The sequence below is a fragment of the Acidovorax sp. genome (genome assembly GCF_027492855.1).
Lineage (GTDB): Bacteria > Pseudomonadota > Gammaproteobacteria > Burkholderiales > Burkholderiaceae_C > Acidovorax.
Genome location: NZ_JAPUDY010000035.1, coordinates 1 through 20287, shown reverse-complemented (window position 1 = coordinate 20287; position 20287 = coordinate 1). Strand labels below are relative to the sequence as shown.

The 20287-nt window shown below is 67.2% G+C and carries 18 protein-coding genes and 1 riboswitch; of the genes, 11 read left to right on the top strand and 7 right to left on the bottom strand.

What is annotated here, in order from left to right; genetic code table 11:
• Positions 1-66 precede the first annotated feature (66 nt).
• Together Q0105_RS06965 and Q0105_RS06960 are read left to right on the top strand one after the other, a co-directional pair.
• A complete protein-coding gene (locus Q0105_RS06965; protein WP_298210135.1) occupies positions 67-1335 on the top strand; it encodes a CaiB/BaiF CoA-transferase family protein in 1269 nt (422 codons plus the stop codon).
• Positions 1336-1726: 391 nt separating this feature from the next.
• On the top strand, positions 1727-3322 hold the full coding sequence (locus tag Q0105_RS06960) for a methyl-accepting chemotaxis protein (RefSeq protein WP_298210132.1): 1596 nt from the start codon (positions 1727-1729) through the stop codon (positions 3320-3322).
• An 89-nt stretch (positions 3323-3411) separates the two neighbouring features.
• Here Q0105_RS06960 and Q0105_RS06955 read toward each other — a convergent pair whose 3' ends face one another.
• Both Q0105_RS06955 and Q0105_RS06950 read right to left on the bottom strand, forming a co-directional pair.
• The gene (locus Q0105_RS06955) at positions 3412-3963 is read right to left on the bottom strand and encodes a 6,7-dimethyl-8-ribityllumazine synthase (protein ID WP_298210130.1); all 552 of its coding nucleotides are present in this window, start codon (positions 3961-3963) and stop codon (positions 3412-3414) included.
• 146 nt (positions 3964-4109) lie between these two features.
• Positions 4110-4280, bottom strand: a riboswitch (FMN riboswitch).
• Between the two features lie 111 nt (positions 4281-4391).
• Positions 4392-4886 (bottom strand): hypothetical protein, encoded by a 495-nt coding sequence (locus tag Q0105_RS06950; protein ID WP_298210128.1) that lies wholly within the window; start codon positions 4884-4886, stop codon positions 4392-4394.
• A 384-nt stretch (positions 4887-5270) separates the two neighbouring features.
• On the opposite strand from Q0105_RS06950, the gene Q0105_RS06945 reads away from it, so the two are divergent.
• From Q0105_RS06945 to Q0105_RS06935, 3 genes are all read left to right on the top strand, one after another.
• A complete protein-coding gene (locus Q0105_RS06945; protein ID WP_298210126.1) occupies positions 5271-6230 on the top strand; it encodes a chemotaxis protein in 960 nt (319 codons plus the stop codon).
• Positions 6231-6561: 331 nt separating this feature from the next.
• Entirely contained in the window at positions 6562-7149 is a 588-nt protein-coding gene (locus Q0105_RS06940) for a hypothetical protein (protein WP_298210123.1), read from the top strand.
• Between the two features lie 23 nt (positions 7150-7172).
• Positions 7173-7823, top strand: a complete 651-nt coding sequence (locus tag Q0105_RS06935) for a DUF4124 domain-containing protein (protein WP_298210121.1) — start codon at positions 7173-7175, stop codon at positions 7821-7823.
• Here the strand turns inward: Q0105_RS06935 and Q0105_RS06930 are convergent.
• Positions 7811-8764 (bottom strand): SDR family oxidoreductase, encoded by a 954-nt coding sequence (locus Q0105_RS06930; protein ID WP_298210119.1) that lies wholly within the window; start codon positions 8762-8764, stop codon positions 7811-7813. The two genes, Q0105_RS06935 and Q0105_RS06930, sit on opposite strands and share 13 nt — an antisense overlap.
• Before the next feature lie 48 nt (positions 8765-8812).
• Between Q0105_RS06930 and Q0105_RS06925 the strand changes: the two genes are divergently transcribed.
• From Q0105_RS06925 to Q0105_RS06910, 4 genes are all read left to right on the top strand, one after another.
• Positions 8813-9865 (top strand): CDP-6-deoxy-delta-3,4-glucoseen reductase, encoded by a 1053-nt coding sequence (locus Q0105_RS06925; RefSeq protein ID WP_298210117.1) that lies wholly within the window; start codon positions 8813-8815, stop codon positions 9863-9865.
• Positions 9866-9886: 21 nt separating this feature from the next.
• Positions 9887-12064: a PAS domain S-box protein gene (locus Q0105_RS06920; RefSeq protein WP_298210115.1), complete on the top strand. Its 2178-nt coding sequence runs from the start codon at positions 9887-9889 to the stop codon at positions 12062-12064.
• An 11-nt stretch (positions 12065-12075) separates the two neighbouring features.
• The gene (locus Q0105_RS06915) at positions 12076-12747 is read left to right on the top strand and encodes a response regulator (RefSeq protein WP_298210113.1); all 672 of its coding nucleotides are present in this window, start codon (positions 12076-12078) and stop codon (positions 12745-12747) included.
• Between the two features lie 212 nt (positions 12748-12959).
• A complete protein-coding gene (locus Q0105_RS06910; protein WP_298210112.1) occupies positions 12960-13955 on the top strand; it encodes a tripartite tricarboxylate transporter substrate binding protein in 996 nt (331 codons plus the stop codon).
• Between the two features lie 242 nt (positions 13956-14197).
• Here the strand turns inward: Q0105_RS06910 and folK are convergent, their stop codons facing one another.
• From folK to hda, 4 genes are read right to left on the bottom strand one after another with little or no spacing between them, the layout of a single operon-like run.
• A complete protein-coding gene (folK, locus tag Q0105_RS06905; protein ID WP_298210110.1) occupies positions 14198-14692 on the bottom strand; it encodes a 2-amino-4-hydroxy-6-hydroxymethyldihydropteridine diphosphokinase in 495 nt (164 codons plus the stop codon).
• A gap of 14 nt (positions 14693-14706) precedes the next feature.
• Complete coding sequence (gene pcnB / locus Q0105_RS06900; RefSeq protein ID WP_298210108.1) at positions 14707-16305, bottom strand: polynucleotide adenylyltransferase PcnB; 1599 nt, start codon at positions 16303-16305, stop codon at positions 14707-14709.
• 39 nt (positions 16306-16344) lie between these two features.
• Positions 16345-17064, bottom strand: a complete 720-nt coding sequence (locus tag Q0105_RS06895) for an HAD family hydrolase (protein WP_298210106.1) — start codon at positions 17062-17064, stop codon at positions 16345-16347.
• A 38-nt stretch (positions 17065-17102) separates the two neighbouring features.
• Positions 17103-17801, bottom strand: coding sequence for a DnaA regulatory inactivator Hda (gene hda, locus Q0105_RS06890; protein ID WP_298210137.1), 699 nt, complete (start codon positions 17799-17801; stop codon positions 17103-17105).
• Between the two features lie 259 nt (positions 17802-18060).
• On the opposite strand from hda, the gene Q0105_RS06885 reads away from it, so the two are divergent.
• Positions 18061-19278 (top strand): MFS transporter, encoded by a 1218-nt coding sequence (locus tag Q0105_RS06885; RefSeq protein ID WP_298210104.1) that lies wholly within the window; start codon positions 18061-18063, stop codon positions 19276-19278.
• Positions 19279-19355: 77 nt separating this feature from the next.
• The coding region (gene purM, locus Q0105_RS06880; RefSeq protein WP_298210102.1) for a phosphoribosylformylglycinamidine cyclo-ligase at positions 19356-20287 on the top strand (932 nt) is incomplete at its 3' end.

Genomic DNA, 20287 nt, shown 5'->3' with positions numbered 1-20287 from the left:
ATTGTGCTATCGATGGCCTCAGATATCAATACCTGTGGAGCAATCCCCTTTTTTATTCAAAATTCCATGACCACTTCCAACGCAGGCGCCCTGGCGGGCATCAAGGTGCTCGATCTCTCCCGCGTACTGGCGGGCCCCTGGTGCACCCAGGTGCTGGCCGACCTGGGCGCGGACGTGGTGAAGGTGGAGCGCCCCGGCGTGGGCGACGACACGCGCCAGTGGGGCCCGCCCTTTTTGAAGGACGCCGAGGGCAACGACACCAACCAGGCCAGCTACTACACCGCCTGCAACCGCAACAAGCGCTCGGTCACCATCGACATGGCCACGCCCGAGGGCCAGGCGCTCATCCGGCAGATGGCGCAAGAGGCCGACATCGTGGTGGAGAACTTCAAGGTCGGCGGCCTCCAGCAGTACGGCCTGGACCATGAAAGCCTGCGCGCGCTGAACCCGCGCCTCATCTACTGCTCCGTCACCGGCTTCGGGCAAGACGGGCCGTATGCCGAGCGCGCGGGCTACGACCTCATGGTGCAGGCCATGACGGGCCTGATGAGCATCACCGGCCAGGCCGACAGCCAGCCCGGCGGCGGCCCCATGCGTGTGGGCGTGGCCGTCATCGACCTGTTCACCGGCCTGTATGCCAGCAACGCCATCCTGGCCGCGCTGCATGTGCGCGACAACGCCACCAATGGCACCGGCCAGGGCCAGCACATCGACATGGCGCTGCTGGACGTAGGCATGGCCGTGTTGGCCAACCAGGCGTCGGGTTTTTTGGCCACCGGCAAGGCCCCCAGTCGCATGGGCAACAGCCACCCCAGCCTCGCGCCATACCAAGACTTTGCAACCGCCGACGGCAACATGCTGCTGGCCATCGGCAACGACGGGCAGTTTCAGCGCTTTTGCGCAGCGGCCAACCAGCCCCAGTGGGCCACCGACCCGCGTTATGCCACCAACACGCTGCGCGTGAAACACCGCACCGACCTGATCCCCGCCATGGAGGCCGTGACGCGCACGCGCACCACCGCCGACTGGATCGCGCTGCTCGAAGACAAGGCCGTGCCCTGCGGCCCCATCAACACCATTGCCCAGGCGTTTGACGACGCCCAGGTGCAGGCGCGTGGCCTGGCCGTGACGCTGCCGCGCTGGAAGGATGGCGAGGCCGCCACCGACGGCGTGTTGCAGATCACCGGCGTGGCCAGCCCGCTGCGCCTGTCGGCCACGCCGCCCGTGCTGCGCAATGCGCCGCCCGCGCTGGGCCAGCACACGGATGAAGTGCTGGCCGAAATGGGGCTGGATGCCGCGCGCATTGCATCGCTGCGGGCGAGTGGCGTGCTGTAAACCCAAGCCCCGGCCAAAAAGCCCGGCCGCCAGCACCACAGTGCCGAAGCGGCCTTGCCTTCATTGGTGGTGCTGCGGGCTCAATTGATCTGGTTCAAATTGGCATCTAGCGCTTATCCGCAAAGCGCAAGCAGCTATCAATTTGATAAAACCATGAGCCAAAAGGGGTTCATTTATGGCGCTGATCGCCGATCAAAAAGTGCTCGTACAAACAATTACATTGTCTCCATAATGGTGGCAAGAACCTCTCCGGCGCGGCGCATGGCGCCTGCCGGTGGAGCAGGACCAAAGGCACAGCAAGACAACCGCGCAGCGTGCGGCGGTGTCTGGCACAGCCTCAGAGACTTTGCGCGCCACTTTGACGATTTGTGGGTTCAACCAGGAGTTCCCGATGAAGCTCAGTCTCAAGCTGCCCCTCGCCTTTACCGTGGCGCTGCTGCTGCTATTTGCCGCGGCGCTGTTCGGCATCAGCCGCCTGAACCAGGCACTCGACACCTACCAGACCACCGTGGCGCAAAGCCTCGACCACGAACGGCAAGCGTCCGCCATGCTCAACGACCTCAAGGTGCAGGTGCAAGAGTGGAAAAACGTGCTGCTGCGCGGCAAAGACCCGGCCCAGCTCACGCGCTACTGGGCGGCGTTTGAAAAGCAAGAAAGCGCCATCAAGGACGAGGCCCACAAGCTGGCGGCCGCCCTGCCCCCTGGCGAGAGCCGCGACCGCGTGAACCAGTTTGCGCAGGCCCACGAACGCATGGGCGCCGCCTACCGCAAGGGGTTTGAAGCCTTCAAAGCTGCGGGCCACGACTCGCAGGTAGGCGACAAGGCCGTGGCGGGCATGGACCGCGAGCCCTCACACCTGCTGGACCAGGCGGGTGACCTGATCGCCAAATCCAGCGGTGAAATGGCCGAGCGCGCAGCCGCCACCGCAGAACGCGCCACCACCATCAGCCTCACGGTGATGCTGGTGGTCTGCGCCCTGGGCATTGCCGGGGCCATTGCCTTCAGCCGCTCCGTGGTGAACCCACTGGACAATGCCGTGCGCGTGTCGCAGGCCGTGGCCAGCGGCGACCTCACGGTGGCCCGCCAGGTGCGTGGCAAGGACGAGATCGCCCTGCTGCTCAACGCCCTGCATGGCATGCAACAAAGCCTGTCACGTGTGGTGGCCGGGGTGCGCACCAATGCAGACAGCGTGGCCCTGGCCAGCACCGAGATCGCGCAGGGCAACAGCGACCTGTCGGCACGCACCGAACAACAGGCCAGCGCGCTGGAGGAAACCTCGGCGTCGATGGAGGAGCTCAGCTCCACCGTGCAGGCCAATGCCGAAAACGCACGCCAGGCCAACCAGTTGGCCGTGAGCGCATCCACCGTGGCCGTGCAGGGCGGCGACGTGGTGGCCGAGGTGGTGACCACGATGAAGGGCATCAACGACAGCAGCAAAAGAATCGCCGACATCATCAGCGTGATCGACGGCATCGCCTTCCAGACCAACATCCTCGCGCTGAACGCGGCGGTGGAAGCGGCGCGCGCCGGAGAGCAAGGCCGGGGCTTTGCCGTGGTAGCCAGCGAAGTGCGCAACCTCGCCCAGCGCTCGGCTGCGGCGGCCAAAGAGATCAAGGGCCTGATCCACGCCAGCGTGGAACGGGTGGAGCAAGGCACCACGCTGGTGGACAAAGCGGGCGCCACCATGACCGAGGTGGTGGCCTCGATCCGCCGCGTGACCGACATCGTGGCCGAGATCAGCGCGGCCAGCAGCGAACAAAGCGCAGGCGTGGCCCAGGTGGGCGAGGCCGTGATGCAGATGGACCAGGCCACGCAGCAAAACGCAGCGCTGGTCGAGCAAAGCGCAGCCGCCGCCGACAGCCTGAAGGTGCAGGCCCAGCAACTGGTGCAGGCGGTGGCGGTGTTCCGGCTGACGGAGACGGACGCACCGGCACTGACACTCTCCGGCGCAGCCGTAGCCAGCCAACCCCGGCTGGCAGCAGCCTGAGCGGCCAGAATTTAGATAAAAACAGGCTCTAGCGCCCGATTAATAAGCGCTATCAGCTATATTTTTAATAGCAAACAGCAGCCACAAACTCATGCAGCTTCCGCCACCGCAGGCGCCGCCTGTTGCGGCGTTGCCAGCGTGGGCGAAGCCAGCTTGCGCAGGTAGGCCATGGTCTGCAGGCAGGCCTGGGCCACCTCGGTGCCCTTCTTCACAAAATGCTCGCGGAAGAAGCGCACATGGTCCTCGTGGTCATGAAAATCGCGCGGCGTGAGCACGGCCGACATCACAGGCACCTCGGTGTCGAGCTGCACACGCATCAGCCCGTCGATGACGGCCGTGGTGACGAACTCGTGGCGGTAGATGCCACCGTTGACCACCAACGCACAGGCCACGATGGCATCGTAGCGCCCGCTGCGCGCAAGCTTGCGTGCCAAAAGCGGAATTTCGAACGCACCGGGCACGTCGAACAGCGCCACCTGTTCGGGCGGCAAGCCGTTGCGGTCGAACTCGGCCAGGGCCGCGTCACGCGCCTGGTGGACGATGTCCTGGTGCCAACTGGCGCTGATGATGGCCACGCGGGCGCCACGGTGGGTTGCCACGGGGACGAGGGGAGAGACAGAAGTAGAAGAAGACTGATTCATGGGTTCCTCAAGAAAGGCAAGGCCAGAATCAGGGCGCGCGCGAACACGGCACTTGTCCCAAAAAGCAGCGCAGACCCCGGGGCATGCATGCAAACAAGCACACGCGCGCCCAAGGCCCAGCCACCCCGCGACGGGTGCTGTGGGTTTCGCGATCTCTTTCATCCGGACTGTGACCGTCGGCTCTGGCATCGCACCAGATCTGCTGACCCTGCGGGGCAAGTCAAAACCTGCCCTACAGGCGCTCGCGGGCTGTTGCAGGCCTGTCACAGCCCACAAATACCGCCGGTGGGGAATTTCGCCCCGCCCTGAGAACGCTGTCGGCCCCAAAGATCCTCCGTGGCCGACGCGCAGATTTTAGGGCTTACCCGAGTGCAGGCCTGTCGCGGTGGCGATTGCCTGCACTGGCAGTGCCGGTTTCCCCATCCCTCTCAACGCAGCCGCTCAAACCCACCCTCGGCCCAGGCTGTGGCACTGGCGACGGTGAGTTTGAAGGTAGGCGGCGCCGGCGCCCGCGCCAACTCCTCGCCCAGGTCATCCTGCGCACTCAGCGTGGCCGTGGCGCCCTCTTCGTCGGGCACGATGGCCAGCGCCACCCGCAGGCGCTGGCCCTGCACGGTGATGGCCACGTTCTTGTTGAGCTGCGCATGCAGTTGCTGCTCATGGCGGCGGATCACCTCACTGGCCGTCTTGACCAGGGTGTTGAAGGCCGACACGTCGAGCGGCTTGGGATTCTTCTTGTCGCGCCCCATGGTCCAGGGCCCCACCAGCGCGGGCTCAGCCTCGCCCTGCAGCGTCATGGCCACAGCCCAGCCATCGTCGTCATCGTTCTTGATGACCTGCGCCGTCCAGCGGCCATCGCTCCAGCGCCTGGGCTCCTGGATGGTTTCGGGTGCGTCAGAGGTGTTGGCAATGTGGTCGGTCATGGGGCAGGGGCAGAGCGGGAAAAAGGCGCAGAGCATACGCCCAGACGCCTGCAGCCCCGCATTGCCAGCAACAACCCGTTCTCGATCCAGCAGATGTGCGAGGCCGGGCTGGGCCGGGCGGCTGATGCGCCAGTTGCCGGGGGTTTCAGACTGAACGAAAGAGGCCATCGGGCGGGCGGCCACAGACAGAGAGCCATGCAGACCACGGCCAGCGGCGATGAAACGATAAAAAAGCAACGCTTCACGCCGCCGTAAGCTATGCAAACCCTAGTACGAAAGGCTGCGTGCAGACAAACCCCGAGGGACTTGCGCAAAAATCACCAGCAGCCGCAGCGTTCTACTCCTAGAATTTGTAAACACGCGTATCAACGCCAAGGATCCATCATGAAAGCAGTGCAGCAGGACATCGACGAGCGGACCAACCTCACCAGCACCAACAAGTTCGAGCTGCTGCTGTTTCGCCTGGGCAACGACGAAGTGCTGGGCAAGTCCGAGCTTTTCGGCATCAACGTGTTCAAGATCCGCGAGATCGTGGCCATGCCCAGCATCACGCCGATTGCGGGCACCACCGCCCACTCGTTGGGCGTGGTCAACCTGCGCGGGCAAGTGATTCCGGTGCTAGACCTGCCCTCCATCGTGGGCTGCAAGCCGCAAACGGGCCTGAACATCATGCTGGTGACCGAATACGCGCGCACCACGCAGGCCTTTGCGGTCGAGTCGGTGGAAGACATCGTGCGCCTGGACTGGAAACAGGTGCTCTCGGCCGAAACCAGCGGCGCCGCTGGCAAGCTGGTCACCAGCATCGCCCGCCTGGACGGCAACACCGACGAATCCCGCCTGGCCCAGGTGCTGGACGTGGAAGCCATCCTGCAGATGGTGTCGCCGTCAGACGGCCACGAGGTCACCGAAGAAAAAGTGGGTGCAAAACTCAAGCTCAAGCCCGGCACCATCATCCTGGCGGCAGACGACTCGTTCGTGGCGCGTTCGCTCATCGAGCAGGAACTGCGGGTGCTGAATGCCCCCTACGAAATGGTCAAGTCGGGCAAAGAGGCCTGGGACCGCCTCAACGCCATCGCCAAAAGCGCCGACGCCGAGGGCAAGACCGTGCTGGACCGCATCGCCATGGTGCTGACCGATCTGGAAATGCCGGAAATGGACGGCTTCACCCTCACGCGCAACATCAAGCAAGACGCCCGCTTCCATGGCCTGCCAGTGGTCATCCACTCGTCCCTGTCGGGGTCGGCCAACGAAGACCATGTGCGCAGCGTGGGCGCAGACGGCTATGTGGCGAAGTTCGTGGCCGAAGACCTGGCAGAAACCATCCGCCGCGTTCTGCCCAAATAAACGTCAACCGCGCAGGCGGCGCGTCAGGCCCCGATGCCGGGGGTTGGCGGGCAGGGTTTTGAGCATTTTTGGCCTCTAGCGCTTATACAACAAGCGCTAGAAGCTATTATTTTTATAGCATTCTAGGTTTTAGCGAATGCCTTCCAAAGGTGGTTGCCCTACCGCACGGCGGGCACTGCGCCTTGGGGGTCAACCAAACGGCACCGCCAAACGCTAATGGGCTTGGCGCAGCAAACGCCAGCCTCTGAAATTTGTAACATCCCACCGGGATGCTTTTCAGAGGCTTTACGGACAAGGCGGAACGCGCCCACCCGGCCGGAGTCTGAACACCATGACCTACACACTCGCCCGCATCATTTCCGCCTCGGCCCTGGGGGTTCTTGTGACGGGGTGCGCCACCGTGCCGGGCGACCCGTACTACGAACCGCCTCCACGCTACCAGGTATACGAACAGCCGGGGGGATACATCTACAACGCACCGCCGCCGGTGTACCAGGCCCCGCCCGTGTACCGCGCACCTGGGGTGATCTACTCGCCCCCGCCCCCCGTCTACTACGGCGGGCGCGACCGCTGGGACAACAATGGCCGCGACCGCAACGACTGGCGGGACCGGGACCGCGCAGAACGCGACCGTGCCGAGCGGGACCGTGCCGAGCGAGACCGTGCGGCGCGCGAACGCGACCTGCGGGAGCAGCAGGCCCGCGAGGCCGATCGCCGGGCCCGCGAACGCGACCAAGGCCGCCGGGAGCAGGCCGAGCGTGACCGCGCGCGCTGGGAGCAAGCCGAGCGCGACCGCCGCGCCTCGGAAGACCGGCGCAACCGCGACCAACGCCCAGGGCAATTGGCCCCCGGCAGCTACACACCGCATCCACAAGACTGGCGCTCGCGCCAGTTCTCCAACAGCCAGGAACAGCCCTGAACGCTGAACGGAGCAACAACGCCATGGACCGCGCCACCTATCGCCTCCTCGCATGCCTGTGTGTGGCTTGGATCAGCCTGGGCGCGCAGGCCCAGGTGGTGCGCTGCACCGATGCAGCCACGGGCAAGGTGACCTACACCGACGGCAAGTGCGCAGGCGGCGCCACGGCACGCGAGGTGGAGCCCCGCAAAACGCCCGAAGAAATCCAGCGCGAGCGCGAACAAGCCGCCGAAGCGCTGGCGCTCAAGCAGCAGCGCCTGGAGGCCGAGAACAAGGCGGCAGAAACCGAGGCTGCGCGCAATGCGCAACGCGACCGCGCCCGGCCCGCCAAAGCCCAGGACTACGCCCGGTCGCCCGAATGCGCGCGCTCGCGCCGCAACCTGGATGCGGTGCTGAACAGCTCCAGCGGGGCCACCTACGAGCAGAACCTGCGCGCAGAAGCCGCCCAGCGCCAGGTGGACCTGGACTGCCTGGGCCCCGAGGGCTACGCCGAGGTGGAAAAGGCCCGCGCCAACCGGCCCGCCGCCCCATCACAAGTGGTGGTGGTGCCACCGCCCTACCACCACCCGGCCCGCCCCGTGCCGGTGCAGCCGCCCGCACCGCCCCCGAAAAAGTTCACCCAGTGCAATGTGTTCCGCTGCTACGACGGGCAGGGGAACAGCTACCCGCGCTGACCCCGCAGCCCTTCGGCCACGCTGGGGTAATGCAGCCGCAGCCCCAGCTCATCCAACATGCGCTGGTTGGTGAGCCGCCGCGACTCTCCCATGAAGCTCAGCAGCATCAGCGATAGCTGCTCCTGCGCCGCGCTGCGCGGCACACGCGGCGGGCGTGGCAGGCCATACAGATCGGCGGCAAGGTCGAAATAGTCGCCCATCTTCAGGTGGGTGGAATCGCTGACGTTGTAGGTGCGCTGCGGCCGCCCTTTCCACAGCGCCGCCATGCAGGCACGCGCCAGGTCGTCGGCATGGATGTGGTTGGTGAACACGTCGTCCTCAGGCACCAGCACCGGCGTGCCGCGCCGCAGGCGGGCCTCGGGCGTGCCGCCCTCGCGGTCGGGCGCGTAGATGCCCGGAATGCGCAGCACGCTGGCCCGCACCCCCGCGCGCCCCAGGTGGCGCACGGCGCGCTCGGCGTTCACCCGGCGCTGGGCACGCGGTGTGGCAGGGGCCACGGCCCGTGTCTCAGGCACCAGGGCGCCCTGGCAGTCGCCATACACCCCACTGGTCGATGCATAAGCCAGCGACGCGGGCAGGCTGCGCAGCCGCAGCGTGCGGGCCAATGCCACGGTGCGCGGGTCGCTCCACCAGGCACGCCCCCCCGCCCCTTCGCCCGGCGGTGGGGCCAGGTGCAACACCCGCGTAGCCACCCCCGACAGGCGCCGCAGCGTGGCGGCATCGTCCAGGTTACCCACCAGCGGCCTTGCCCCCAAACGGCGCAAGTCCGCCACCCGCGCGGGGTCGGAGGTGAGCGCCAGCACCTGCAGGCGCCCGGCGCCGGGGCCGGTGTTCAAGTTTCGCGCCACGCGCTGCCCCACGTCACCACAGCCCACGATCAGCAGGCGTTCACGGCGAAAGCGCGCTGGCAGGGCGCCAAGGGGGTTTTGGTTTGAAGGCAAAATCAGGGCCGTTTGTTGACTACAAGAGCCTCCGAGGATACCCACTCCATGACCAGCGCCGAGACCGCTTTCCAGATCACCGTGCAGCCCAGCGGCCGCGCTTTCAGTGCCAACGCGGGCGAGGCCATCCTGGCCGCAGCCATCCGAAGTGGCGTCGGCCTGCCCTATGGCTGCAAGGACGGCGCCTGCGGCTCGTGCAAATGCAAAAAGATCAGCGGCACGGTGCACCATGGCGAGCACCAGGCCAAGGCGCTCAGCGCCGACGAAGAGGCCGCAGGTCTGGTGCTGACCTGCTGCGCCCAGCCGCTGTCGGACGTGGTGCTTGAATCGCGCCAGGTCACCGACGAAAGCGCCTACCCGGTCAAAAAAATGCCGGTGCGCGTGGCCACCCTCACCAAACAATCGCATGACGTGATGCAGGTGCGCCTGCAACTGCCCGCAGCTGACACCTTCCGCTACCACGCGGGCCAGTACATCGAGTTCATCCTGCGCGACGGCGCCCGCCGCGCGTATTCGATGGCCAATGCGCCCCACACGCAGGCCGAGGCGCCCGGCGTGGAGCTGCACATCCGCCACATGGCGGGCGGCAAGTTCACCGACCATGTGTTCGGCGCCATGAAGGAAAAAGAAATCCTGCGCGTCGAAGGCCCGTTTGGCAGCTTCTTCCTGCGCGAAGACTCGGACAAGCCCATCGTGCTGCTGGCCTCGGGCACGGGTTTTGCCCCCATCAAGGCGCTCATCGAGCACCTGCAGTTCAAGGGCATCACGCGCCCCACGACGCTTTATTGGGGCGGCCGCCGCCCTGAAGACCTTTACATGCACGACTGGGTGCAGGCCCGCGCCGCCGAACTGCCGTGGCTGCGCTACATCCCCGTCGTATCCAATGCCCTGCCTGAAGACGGCTGGAGCGGCCGCACGGGTTTTGTGCACCAGGCGGTGCTGGATGATTTTGCCGACCTCTCGGGCCACCAGGTCTATGCCTGCGGCGCGCCCATCGTGGTGGATTCGGCCCGCGACGCCTACAGCGCCCAGCGCGGGCTGCCAGCCGAAGAATTTTTTGCCGACTCGTTCACCTCCGAGGCCGACAAGCACGGCGGCTGATACGCCGCCAACACCCCCACCATGCGCGCGGCGCCCGCCAGCCCCCTCAAGGACGACGCCCCGCGCGCCTTGCCCCGCCAGCGCAGGGGCGCCGGGTTCATCGCCGCCCTGCTCTGCCTGGCCGCACTGCTGGTGGTGGGTGCGGGCGAATGGGCCGCGCAAAGCGAGCGCGACACACAGTGGGACAACCTGCGCCGATCGGGCGAGGTACAGGCCCTGGCCCTGCGGGGGGTGGCCACACGCTACAACTACCTGCCCTTCACCGCCGCCCAGCACCCGGTGATCAGCCAGTTGCTGCGCCACCCGCAATCCCAGGCCGTGCGCGACGCCGCCAACGCCTACCTGCAGACCATGAACCACCACGCGGGCTCCGACATGCTCTACGTGATGGACCCGCAGGGCCTCACCCTCGCATCAAGCAATTGGGACACCCCAAGCAGCTTCGTGCACCAAAACTACGGCAACCGCCCCTACTTCCGGGACGCGCTTGGCGGCGAGACGGGGCGCTTTTATGGCGTGGGCAAGACCACGGGCGAGCCCGGCCTGTTCGTCTCGGCCCCGGTGCAAGAGAGTGGCCGGGTGATCGGCGTGGTGACCGTGAAGGTGCGCATGGAGCCCATTGCTGACCCATGGGCCCAGTTGCTCGACCCGGTGTTCGTGACGGACGCGCGCGGCATCGTGTTCCTGGGCTCCGTGCCCGCCTGGCTTTACCGCACCAGCCGGGCCGTGCCCGACGCCGATGTGCGGCAGTTGCAGCACGACGAGCAGTACGGCAACGGCTGGACACCCCGCCCGGTGCCCTGGGCGCTGCGCCAGCAAAACGACCAGCCGGGCTCGGAGCTGCGCCTTGCCAGCAGCGGCAAGACCTACCTGGCGTTCGAGGAAGCGCTGCCCGACCTGGGCTGGACGCTCACTGTCACGGCCAACAGCCGCGTGGTCACCGTGGCGCGACAACAGGCCTGGGCACTGGCCACGCTGGCGTCGGGCCTGCTGGTGCTGGGCGCGCTCTACTGGCAACTGCGCGAGCGCCGCCTGGCCGAGAACCGCCAGGCCCGCATCGGGCTGGAACAGCGCGTGCAGGAGCGCACCCACGCCCTGCAGCAGGCCCAGGCCTTCCGCCAGTCGATGGAGGACTCGCTGCTCGTGGGCATGCGTGCGCGCGACCTGCAGGGCCGCATCGTCTACGTGAACGCTGCCATGTGCGACATGGTGGGCTACAGCGCGGAAGAGCTCATCGGCCAGCTACCGCCCTACCCCTACTGGCACCCCGACGACCTCGACCGGCACTGGAACGACAGCGACACCGTGCTGGCAGGCAAGCCCACGCCCCAGGGCACCGAAAACCGGCTGAGGCACCGCAACGGCTCGGACGTGTACACCATGTTCTACACGGCGCACCTCATCGACGGCAACGGCCAGCACATCGGCTGGATGAGCTCGGTGGTGGACATCACGGCGCAAAAGCGCGCCGAAGAGCAACAGCAGCAGCGCGAAACGCAGTTGCAGCGCGTGCAGCGCGTCATCACCGTGGGCGAGATGGCATCCACCCTGGCGCACGAACTCAACCAGCCCCTGGCCGCCCTGGTCAACTATGCAGCCGCCGCGCGTGCACTGGCCGCGCAGGGCAAAGTCGGCCCGCTCAACGACAGCCTGGCGGCGCTGTCCACGCAGGCGCTGCGGGCCTCGGACATCGTGGGCCGCATCCGGCGCTGGGTGCGCCAGCACCCCGAAACCCGCGAACCCTGCGAGCTGCAGGCCATCGTCGAACAATCCCTGGGCCTGCTGCTGCGTGCCGAAGCGCGCCGCCATGGCGTGCCGGTGCGCATCGACCCGCCCGCCACCCCGCTGCGCGTGAGCGCCGACCGCGTGCTGCTGGAGCAGGTGGTGATCAACCTCGGCCTCAACGCCCTGCAGGCCATGCAGACCCACACCCCGCAGCCCGGAGGCCATGAGTTGCGGCTGCGCATCGCCGCCGACGGCGGCCACGCCCTGGTGCAGGTGCTCGACCGGGGCCCCGGCCTGCCCGCCGGGATCGCCGAGCGCCTGTTCGAGCCGTTTTTCACCACCCGCTCGGACGGCCTGGGCCTGGGGCTGAACATCTGCCGCTCCATCGTCGAGAGCATGGGCGGCGAACTGCGGGCCCACAACCGCGACGGCGGCGGCGCCGTCTTCGAGATCCGGCTGCCCCTCGAACCGTGAACACTCACACCATGACCCACGAGCCCCATCCTCCCGCCACCGCCGCCACTGCCGCCGACACACAGGTCCACATCGTGGACGACGACGAAGGCGTGCGCCAGTCGCTGGCTGCGCTGCTGCTTTCGCGCGGGCACACGGTGCACACCTACACGGGTGGGGCCGCGTTCCTGGCAGAGGCCGACCTGGCGCAGCCCGGCTGCGTGCTGCTGGACCTGCGCATGGACGGCATGAGCGGGCTGCAGGTATTCGAGGCCATGCGCCAGCGAGGCACGGTCCTCAAGACCGTGTTCCTCTCGGCCCATGGCGAACTGGCCTCGGCCGTGGCCGCCGTCAAGCAAGGCGCCGTGGACTGGCTCGAAAAACCCTGCGACGAGCCCACCTTGCTGGCCGCTGTTGCCAAGGCCGCGCACCTGTCGCAAGAACAGGCACACCACGCACAGCGGCGTGGCCTGCTGCTGGAGCGCTGGAGCGCTTTAAGCCCGCGCCAGCAGGAGGTGGCCCTGCTGCTGGCCACCGGCATCAGCAGCAAGGAGGCCGCCCGCGCCATGGCCCAGCGCGACCCCGAGCGCCCCATCGACCCCCGCACCGTGGACACGCACCGCTCGGCCATCTTCCTCAAGCTGGACATCCGCTCTTCGCACGAGCTGGGCATGCTGGTGGAAGAGCTGGGCATCTCCGCCTGACTATGTACAGACCTCAGACGCCTCTCCCCCATCCGTTCGGGCTGAGCCTGTCGAAGCCAGGGCTTGCCCCGAGCGTGCAAGGCTTCGACAGGCTCAGCCCGAACGGATTAGGGCGTGAAGTCTGAGGTAAGTCGCCAATCAGGCCTCTCCGAGAACACGCCGTTCCAAGGGCTTTCGTAAGCTCTCTTACGATTTTTTTGCACAATGTACCCATGAACCGCAGAAACCTCATCCTCCTCGCCAGCGCCGCCGCCACCGCAGCGGCTTTCTCCACACCCGCCGCTTTTGCGCAGGACTCGGGCCAACCGATCCGCCTGGTCGTGCCCTACGCACCCGGCGGCCCCATCGACGTGACGGCCCGCGCGCTGGCCGAGCGCGTGCGCGACTCGCTGGGTACGGTCATCATCGACAACAAGGGCGGCGCAGGCGGCAACATCGGCGCCGACGCCATTGCCAAGGCCGCCCCCGACGGCCTGACCATCGGCATCGCCGCCACGGCCACCCATGCGGTGAACCCCTGGCTGTACTCCAAGATGCCCTACGACGCGGCCAAGGACTTCGCAGGCATCACGCAGATGGTGCGCGTGCCCAACGTGCTGGTCATGAACGCCGCCAAGGCCGAACAGCTCAAAATCAACAGCGTGGCCGACCTCATTGCCTACGCCAAGGCCCACCCTGCCAAGCTCAACTACGGCAGCGGCGGCAACGGCAGCGCGGGCCACCTGGCGGGCGAGATGTTCAAGCAGCGCGCGGGCATCTACGCGCTGCACATCCCCTACCGCGGCGCCAACCCTGCGCAACTGGCCTTGCTGGCGGGCGAGGTGGACTTCAACATCGACAACCTGGCCGCCGCCGCGCCCAACATCCGCTCGGGCAAGCTCAAAGCGCTGGCCGTGACCTCGCTGGACGCCTCGGCATCGCTGCCCGGCGTGCCCCCCATTTCGGCGACTTCCGCCGCGTTCAAGGGTTTCGCCATCGACACCTGGTGGGGCCTGGTGGCGCCCGCCGCCACGCCCAAGCCCGTCATCGACAAGCTGAACAAGGCTTTTGTGGCTGCGCTGAACGCGCCCGAAACCAAGACCCGCTTTGGCGCCCTGCTGGCCGAACCCGTGGTTTCTGCCACACCCGAGCAGTTCGACCGCTTCATGGCCGCCGAGCGCGCGAAGTACCAGCAGGTGGTGAAGGCCTCAGGCGCCAAGGTGGACTGATACGGATTCGGGTTCCCCCGACGGGAACCGTTCGGGCTGGGCCTGCCGGTCCTGAGCGCGTTGAAGGGTCGAAGCCTTGCGCGGCGCTTCGATGGACTCAGCGTGAACGGATGGATATGCCCATGGGCAAGCTTCTGCGTGATGCATCCATGGTGCATTCATGGTCCATGGAATCAGAGGGGAAATGGCTGCTAGCGCTTATCCATCAAGCGCAAACAGCTATTTTTTTGATAGCATATTCACTAAACGCCAGCCACCCAGTCCGCGCCCCGAAGCTGCTCAATAGGCTGGTCTGACACCCTGGACAAGGCCACGGCGCTCACACGCTCAGGCACCAGGTCAGCCAGCGGGCGCAGCACAAAGGCCCGCTCGGCCATGCGGGGGTGGGGCACGGTGAGCTCTGGGGTGTCGATCACCCGGTCGCCAAACCACAGAATGTCCAGGTCCAGCGTGCGCGGTGCGTTGCGGTAGGGGCGTTCGCGGCCGGCGGATTGTTCGATGGATTGCAGGGCCTGCAGCAAAGCCTCTGGCGTGAGTGTGGTGGCGATCTCGGCCACGGCGTTGAGGTAGTCCGGCCCACCGGCATCCACCGGTGCGCTGCGGTAGAGCGGCGACACGCGCACAACCCGCGTGCCCGGCCACTGCGCCATGGCTTGCAGGGCCGAGCGCAAGGCGGCTTCCCGGTCGCCCAGGTTGGCCCCCAGGCCCACAAAGACCGCCGATGGGGCTGCTGTCACGGCGTCCTGCAGGCTCACTCGCCTGTGGCCGCAGCGGCGCCTTCGCCACCACCACCGCTGCCACCACCGGGCTTGCGGCGACGGCGGCGGCGCTTCTTGGGTGCGCCGCCTTCTGACACGAACTCGGCTTCGCCGCCTGCAGGATCGGATTCTGTGGCCGGGCCCGCCGCGCGCGTTGATGCGGCGGGAGGTGCGCTGCGCGGCACGCGCTTGACCACGGGCTGGGCCTTCTGGCGCGCCTTCTGCTCTTCGCGGGCCTGGTCCATCAGGTCGTCGCGGCGTTCGTCGTCGGCCGCCTGGAAGTCCTGCCACCATTCGGCCAGGGCTTCTTCGACCTCGCCCACGTCGGCGCGCAGGCGCATGAAGTCGAAACCGGCGCGAAAACGCGGCTGTATCACCATGCCAAACGGCGTGCTGCCCACGCGCTTTTCAAAACGCGGCTGCATGACCCAGATCTCGCGCATGTCGGCCGCCAGCTTGCCCCGGCCCGATACGTCGCCAATGCGCTTGTCGAACACCTCGTCGATGGCGTCCTGCAGCGCGGGCAGCGGGTGCTGGCGCTGGGCCAGGCGCGCCTGCCAGCCATTGCGCACGTCGTCCCACAACACGCAGGCGAGCAAAAAACTCGGGGCCACGGGCTTGCCTTCGTTGACGCGGCGGTCGGTGTCCACCAGGGCCGCTTTCACGAACGGCGTGTCGGCGCGCTCCACGGCCACATCCAGCAGCGGGTAGATGCCCTTGGCCATGCCCAGCTTGCGCAACTGCTCGATGGTGGCGATGGCATGCCCGGTCTGCAGCAGCTTGAGCATTTCGTCGAACATGCGGCTTTGGGGCACCTCGGCCAGCAGGGCCTGGGATTGCACCAGCGGCGCGGCCGACTTGGCGTCGATGCTGAAGCCCAGGGGGCTGAGCTTGGCCGCAAAACGCACGGCGCGGATGATGCGCACCGGGTCTTCGCGGTAGCGCGTGGCGGGGTCGCCAATCATGCGCAGCGTCTTCTTCTTGGCGTCCTGCAGGCCCTTGTGGTAGTCCACCACGATCTGGCTCACCGGGTCGTAGTACATGGCGTTCACGGTGAAGTCGCGGCGCGTGGCGTCTTCATCCTGCGGGCCCCAGACGTTGTCGCGCAGTACGCGGCCGCTGGCGTCCACGGCATGCTGCATGCCCGACAGCTGGGCCTTGCTGGTCTTTTCGTTGCCCGCCACCTGTCCAGCGGCGGCGTTGTCGAGGTAGGCACGGAAGGTGGAAACCTCGATCACCTCATGCTCGCGCCCCCGGCCATGCACCACGTGCACGATGCGAAAGCGTTTGCCGATGATGAAGGCGCGGCGGAACAACCCCTTGACCTGCTCGGGTGTGGCGTTGGTGGCCACGTCGAAATCCTTGGGGCGCAGGCCCAAGAGCAGGTCGCGCACGGCGCCGCCCACGATGTAGGCCTCGAAACCCGCTTGCTTGAGGGTGGTCACCACATCCACGGCCCGGCGGTCCACCAGTTCGGGGTTGATGCCATGGACCGAGGCGGGCACCTCTTCGCGCTTGCCGAAATGTGGCTTGCCGCCCGAGGTGCCGGGCGTCGATTTGCCCAGCAGTTTGTCGATGAACTTCTTGATCATGAATAAGGAGTATGGAGGGGTGCTGCGCTGGCGCAGGTGTCAGGACGCATCCTGGGCGGCGGCTGGGGCCGTGAACAGGTCCAGTATGCGCCAGCCGCGCTCCTGGGCCAGGGCGCGCAGGCGCGGGTCGGGGTTGGTGGCCACGGGGTGGTTCACCTTTTCCAGCAAGGGCACGTCGTTCATAGAGTCGCTGTAGAACGTGCTGTCCACATCGCCCCAGGCCAGTTGCCGCTCGGCCAGCCATTGTTCCATGCGCAGCACCTTGCCTTCGCGCATGGTGGGAATGCCGTCGATCTCGCCGGTGTACCAGCCGCTGGCGTCGCGCGCCAGTTGCACGGCCAGCAGGGCATCGTCGGCCACGCCCAGCGCCTTGGCGATGGGGCGGGTCACGAACTCGTTGGTGGCGGTGACGATCAGCACCGTGTCGCCCGCCGCCTGGTGCTGGCGGATGAGATCGAGCGCCTGGGGTTTGATGGCCGGGCTGATCACATCGCGCATGAACTGCAAGTGCGCCGCAGCCGCCGCCTCGGGCCCGCGCTGGCGCACGGCCTCGGTGGCAAAACGCACGTAGTCGTGCACGTTGAGCGTGCCCGCCTGGTAGTGCGCATAGAACTCGTCGTTGCGGCGCGCGAACTCCACGGGGTCGTTCCAGCCGATGCGGATGGTGAACTCGCCCCACTCGTAGTCGGAGTCGAGCGGCAGCAGCGTGTGGTCCAGGTCGAAAAGCGCAAGCCGCAGGCGGCGAATATCAGTGGTCATTCAGGTTCACAAAGGGCAAAAAGGGCGCTGCTGTTGGGTCATTCCGATTCGAGCATCGTCTTGAGCAAGGGAATGGTGATGGCCCGCTGGGTGCGCAGCGCAAAGGCATCGAGCTGGTCGAGCAGTTGCATCAGGCTGCCCAGGTCGCGCGAGAAGCGGTTGAGCATGTAGTCCATCACCTCGTCGCCCAGGAACACGCCGCGCGCGTCGGCCTCCTGGCGCAGCACCGAGCGGCGCTCGGCCTCGCCCAGCAGTTGCAACTGGAACACATGGCCCCAGCCCAGGCGGCTGCGCAGGTCGTCGCGCAGCGGCAGGTCGGCCGGGGGCAGGTTGCCTGCGGCCAGCACCCAGCGCTGGCTGCCACTGGCCGGGCTGACGGCATTGACGAACCAGTTGAAGGCCGCGGCCTGCTGGGCGGTGCTGTACAGGTGCACGTCGTCCATGACCACGGCGGTCCAACGCTCGTCGAAATCCGCGGGCTCGGCCACCGAGGGGTCGAGCCAGCCCACGCTGGAGCCTTGGTCGCGCAGGGCCTGGCGCACGGCCCGCAGCAGGTGCGTCTTGCCGCTGCCGGGCTCGCCCCACAGGTAGGTGGGCACGGGCGAGCGGGTGGCTTCGCTGCTGCCCGCACCCGCCGCCAGGCGCAGGTGCTGCAGGGCAGCCTCGTTGGGGCCAGCAAAAAAACGGGCCAGGGTGGGCCCTGTGGCCAGGCCGATGTCCAGCGCCAGTTGCTTCATCATGCGCGGCACCCCGGCGGCAGGGGCAGGCCCATGGCAGTCGGTGGGGGAGCGGCAGGCAAGGAGTGGATCGGCAACAGCATCAAAGGAAAGTGAGAGGAAAGCGCCCGGCCGTAGGTGACTGCGGCGGGGCACGGCGAAAAAGTGGCTTGGCCTGACCGTCACCCCCGCAAGGGCTGGGCGACAATGGCGACGATTTTAGTCTGCCGCCAGATCCCTGTGGCCGCTGCCCGGCCCTGCCTTCGAGATCCCCCCAACCATGCCTCCTGCCGTTTCCCCCTCCAAACGCCTGCCTGCCGGAATCTGGGCCCTGGGGTTTGTCAGCCTGCTCATGGACGTTTCCTCGGAAATGATCCACAGCCTGCTGCCGGTCTTCATGGTCACGGCCTTGGGCATGAGCATGCTCACCGTGGGCCTCATTGAGGGGGCGGCCGAGGCCACGGCGATGATTTTGAAGGTGTTTTCGGGGGCGCTGAGCGATTGGTGGGGCAAGCGCAAACCGCTGGCCGTGCTCGGCTACGGGCTGGGCGCGCTGTCCAAGCCGCTGTTCGCCCTGGCCTCCACGGCGGGCCTGGTGGTCACCGCCCGGCTGCTGGACCGCGTGGGCAAGGGCATCCGGGGCGCGCCGCGCGACGCGCTGGTGGCCGACCTGGCCCCGCCCGACCAACGCGGCGCGGCGTTCGGGCTGCGCCAGTCGCTCGACACCGTGGGCGCCTTCTTGGGCCCGCTGCTGGCCATCGCGCTGATGTTGTTGTGGGCCAACGATTTCCGCGCGGTGTTCTGGGTGGCGGTGATCCCCGCCGTGCTGTGCATGGTGGTGCTGGTCTGCGGCGTGAAGGAGCCCGAGCGCCCCGCAGGCCAGCCACGCACCAACCCCATCCGGCGCGAGAACCTGCGCCGCCTGAGCACCGGCTACTGGTGGGTGGTGGCCCTGGGCGCCATCTTCACGCTGGCGCGCTTCAGCGAGGCCTTTTTGGTGCTGCGCCTGCAGCAGGACGGGCTGCCTCTGGCGTGGACACCGCTGGCGCTGGTGCTCATGAGCCTGGTGTTCGCAGCCGGTGCCTACCCGCTGGGCAAGCTCTCGGACCGGGTCAGCCACACCGCCCTGCTGGCCTGGGGCCTGGTGGTGCTGATTGCCGCCGATGTGTTGCTGGCGCTGAGCGGGCGTGGCCTGGTCGCCTGGCTGGGCATTGCGCTGTGGGGCCTGCACATGGCCATGACACAGGGGCTGCTGGCCACCATGGTGGCTGGCACCGCGCCCGCCGACCTGCGCGGCACGGCCTTTGGCATGTTCAACCTGGTCAGCGGCGTGGCGTTGTTGATTGCCAGCGCCCTGGCAGGCCTGCTGTGGGACCAATGGGGCGCCAGCGCCACCTTTGTCGCGGGCGGCGTGTTCAGCGCCCTGGCGCTGGTGGTCGTGTTGTGGCGCGCGCGGGCCGTGGATGCCATGCCAAAGCCCCCGGCCACACAGGGCTGAGCAAGCCCGCCGGGCCAGCCCCCTTAAAATCCCCGGATTCCAGCCCGCCCTGCGGGCCTACCAGCACCACACCATCCATGAGCTCCTCTGCCTCCTCCACCCCCATCTCCTACAAAGACGCCGGCGTTGACATCGACGCGGGCGACGCCCTGGTCGAGCGCATCAAGCCGCTGGCCAAGAAGACCATGCGCGAAGGCGTGCTGGCGGGCATCGGCGGCTTTGGCGCGCTGTTCGAGGTGCCCAAGCGCTACAAGGAGCCCGTGCTCGTCTCGGGCACCGATGGCGTGGGCACCAAGCTCAAGCTGGCGTTCGAGTGGAACATGCACGACACCGTCGGCATCGACCTGGTGGCCATGAGCGTGAACGATGTGCTGGTGCAGGGCGCCGAGCCCCTGTTCTTTTTGGACTACTTCGCCTGCGGCAAGCTCGACGTGGACACGGCCGCTGCCGTGGTCGGCGGCATCGCCAAGGGCTGCGAGCTGTCGGGCTGCGCGCTGATCGGCGGCGAAACCGCCGAAATGCCCGGCATGTACCCTGCGGGCGAATACGATCTGGCCGGTTTTGCGGTGGGCGCGGTCGAAAAATCGAAAATCCTGACCGGCAAGGACGTGGCCCCCGGCGACGTGGTGCTGGGCCTGGCCAGCCATGGCGTGCACTCCAACGGTTTCAGCCTGGTGCGCAAGTGCATCGAACGCGCAGGCGACAGCGCCCCCGCCACGCTCGACGGCAAGCCCTTCAAACAAGCCATCATGGAGCCCACCCGCCTGTACGTGAAAAACGTGCTGGCCGCGCTGGCTGCACACCCTATCAAGGCCCTGGCCCACATCACCGGCGGCGGCCTGCTGGAGAACATCCCCCGCGTGCTGCCTGAGGGCACGGCCGCCCACCTCCAGAAGGGCAGTTGGCCCCAGACCGAACTCTTCGCCTGGCTGCAAAAGACGGCGGGTATCGACGACATCGAGATGAACCGCACCTTCAACAACGGCATCGGCATGGTGGTGGTGGTGGA

Excerpts from the sequence above, each read along its gene's own strand:
- Q0105_RS06965 (WP_298210135.1), top strand. The coding sequence starts at position 67 with ATGACCACTTCCAACGCAGGCGCCCTGGCGGGCATCAAGGTGCTCGAT.
- Q0105_RS06960 (WP_298210132.1), top strand. The coding sequence starts at position 1,727 with ATGAAGCTCAGTCTCAAGCTGCCCCTCGCCTTTACCGTGGCGCTGCTG.
- Q0105_RS06955 (WP_298210130.1), bottom strand. The coding sequence starts at position 3,963 with ATGAATCAGTCTTCTTCTACTTCTGTCTCTCCCCTCGTCCCCGTGGCA.
- Q0105_RS06950 (WP_298210128.1), bottom strand. The coding sequence starts at position 4,886 with ATGACCGACCACATTGCCAACACCTCTGACGCACCCGAAACCATCCAG.
- Q0105_RS06945 (WP_298210126.1), top strand. The coding sequence starts at position 5,271 with ATGAAAGCAGTGCAGCAGGACATCGACGAGCGGACCAACCTCACCAGC.
- Q0105_RS06940 (WP_298210123.1), top strand. The coding sequence starts at position 6,562 with ATGACCTACACACTCGCCCGCATCATTTCCGCCTCGGCCCTGGGGGTT.
- Q0105_RS06935 (WP_298210121.1), top strand. The coding sequence starts at position 7,173 with ATGGACCGCGCCACCTATCGCCTCCTCGCATGCCTGTGTGTGGCTTGG.
- Q0105_RS06925 (WP_298210117.1), top strand. The coding sequence starts at position 8,813 with ATGACCAGCGCCGAGACCGCTTTCCAGATCACCGTGCAGCCCAGCGGC.
- Q0105_RS06920 (WP_298210115.1), top strand. The coding sequence starts at position 9,887 with ATGCGCGCGGCGCCCGCCAGCCCCCTCAAGGACGACGCCCCGCGCGCC.
- Q0105_RS06915 (WP_298210113.1), top strand. The coding sequence starts at position 12,076 with ATGACCCACGAGCCCCATCCTCCCGCCACCGCCGCCACTGCCGCCGAC.
- Q0105_RS06910 (WP_298210112.1), top strand. The coding sequence starts at position 12,960 with ATGAACCGCAGAAACCTCATCCTCCTCGCCAGCGCCGCCGCCACCGCA.
- pcnB (WP_298210108.1), bottom strand. The coding sequence starts at position 16,305 with ATGATCAAGAAGTTCATCGACAAACTGCTGGGCAAATCGACGCCCGGC.
- Q0105_RS06895 (WP_298210106.1), bottom strand. The coding sequence starts at position 17,064 with ATGACCACTGATATTCGCCGCCTGCGGCTTGCGCTTTTCGACCTGGAC.
- hda (WP_298210137.1), bottom strand. The coding sequence starts at position 17,801 with ATGAAGCAACTGGCGCTGGACATCGGCCTGGCCACAGGGCCCACCCTG.
- Q0105_RS06885 (WP_298210104.1), top strand. The coding sequence starts at position 18,061 with ATGCCTCCTGCCGTTTCCCCCTCCAAACGCCTGCCTGCCGGAATCTGG.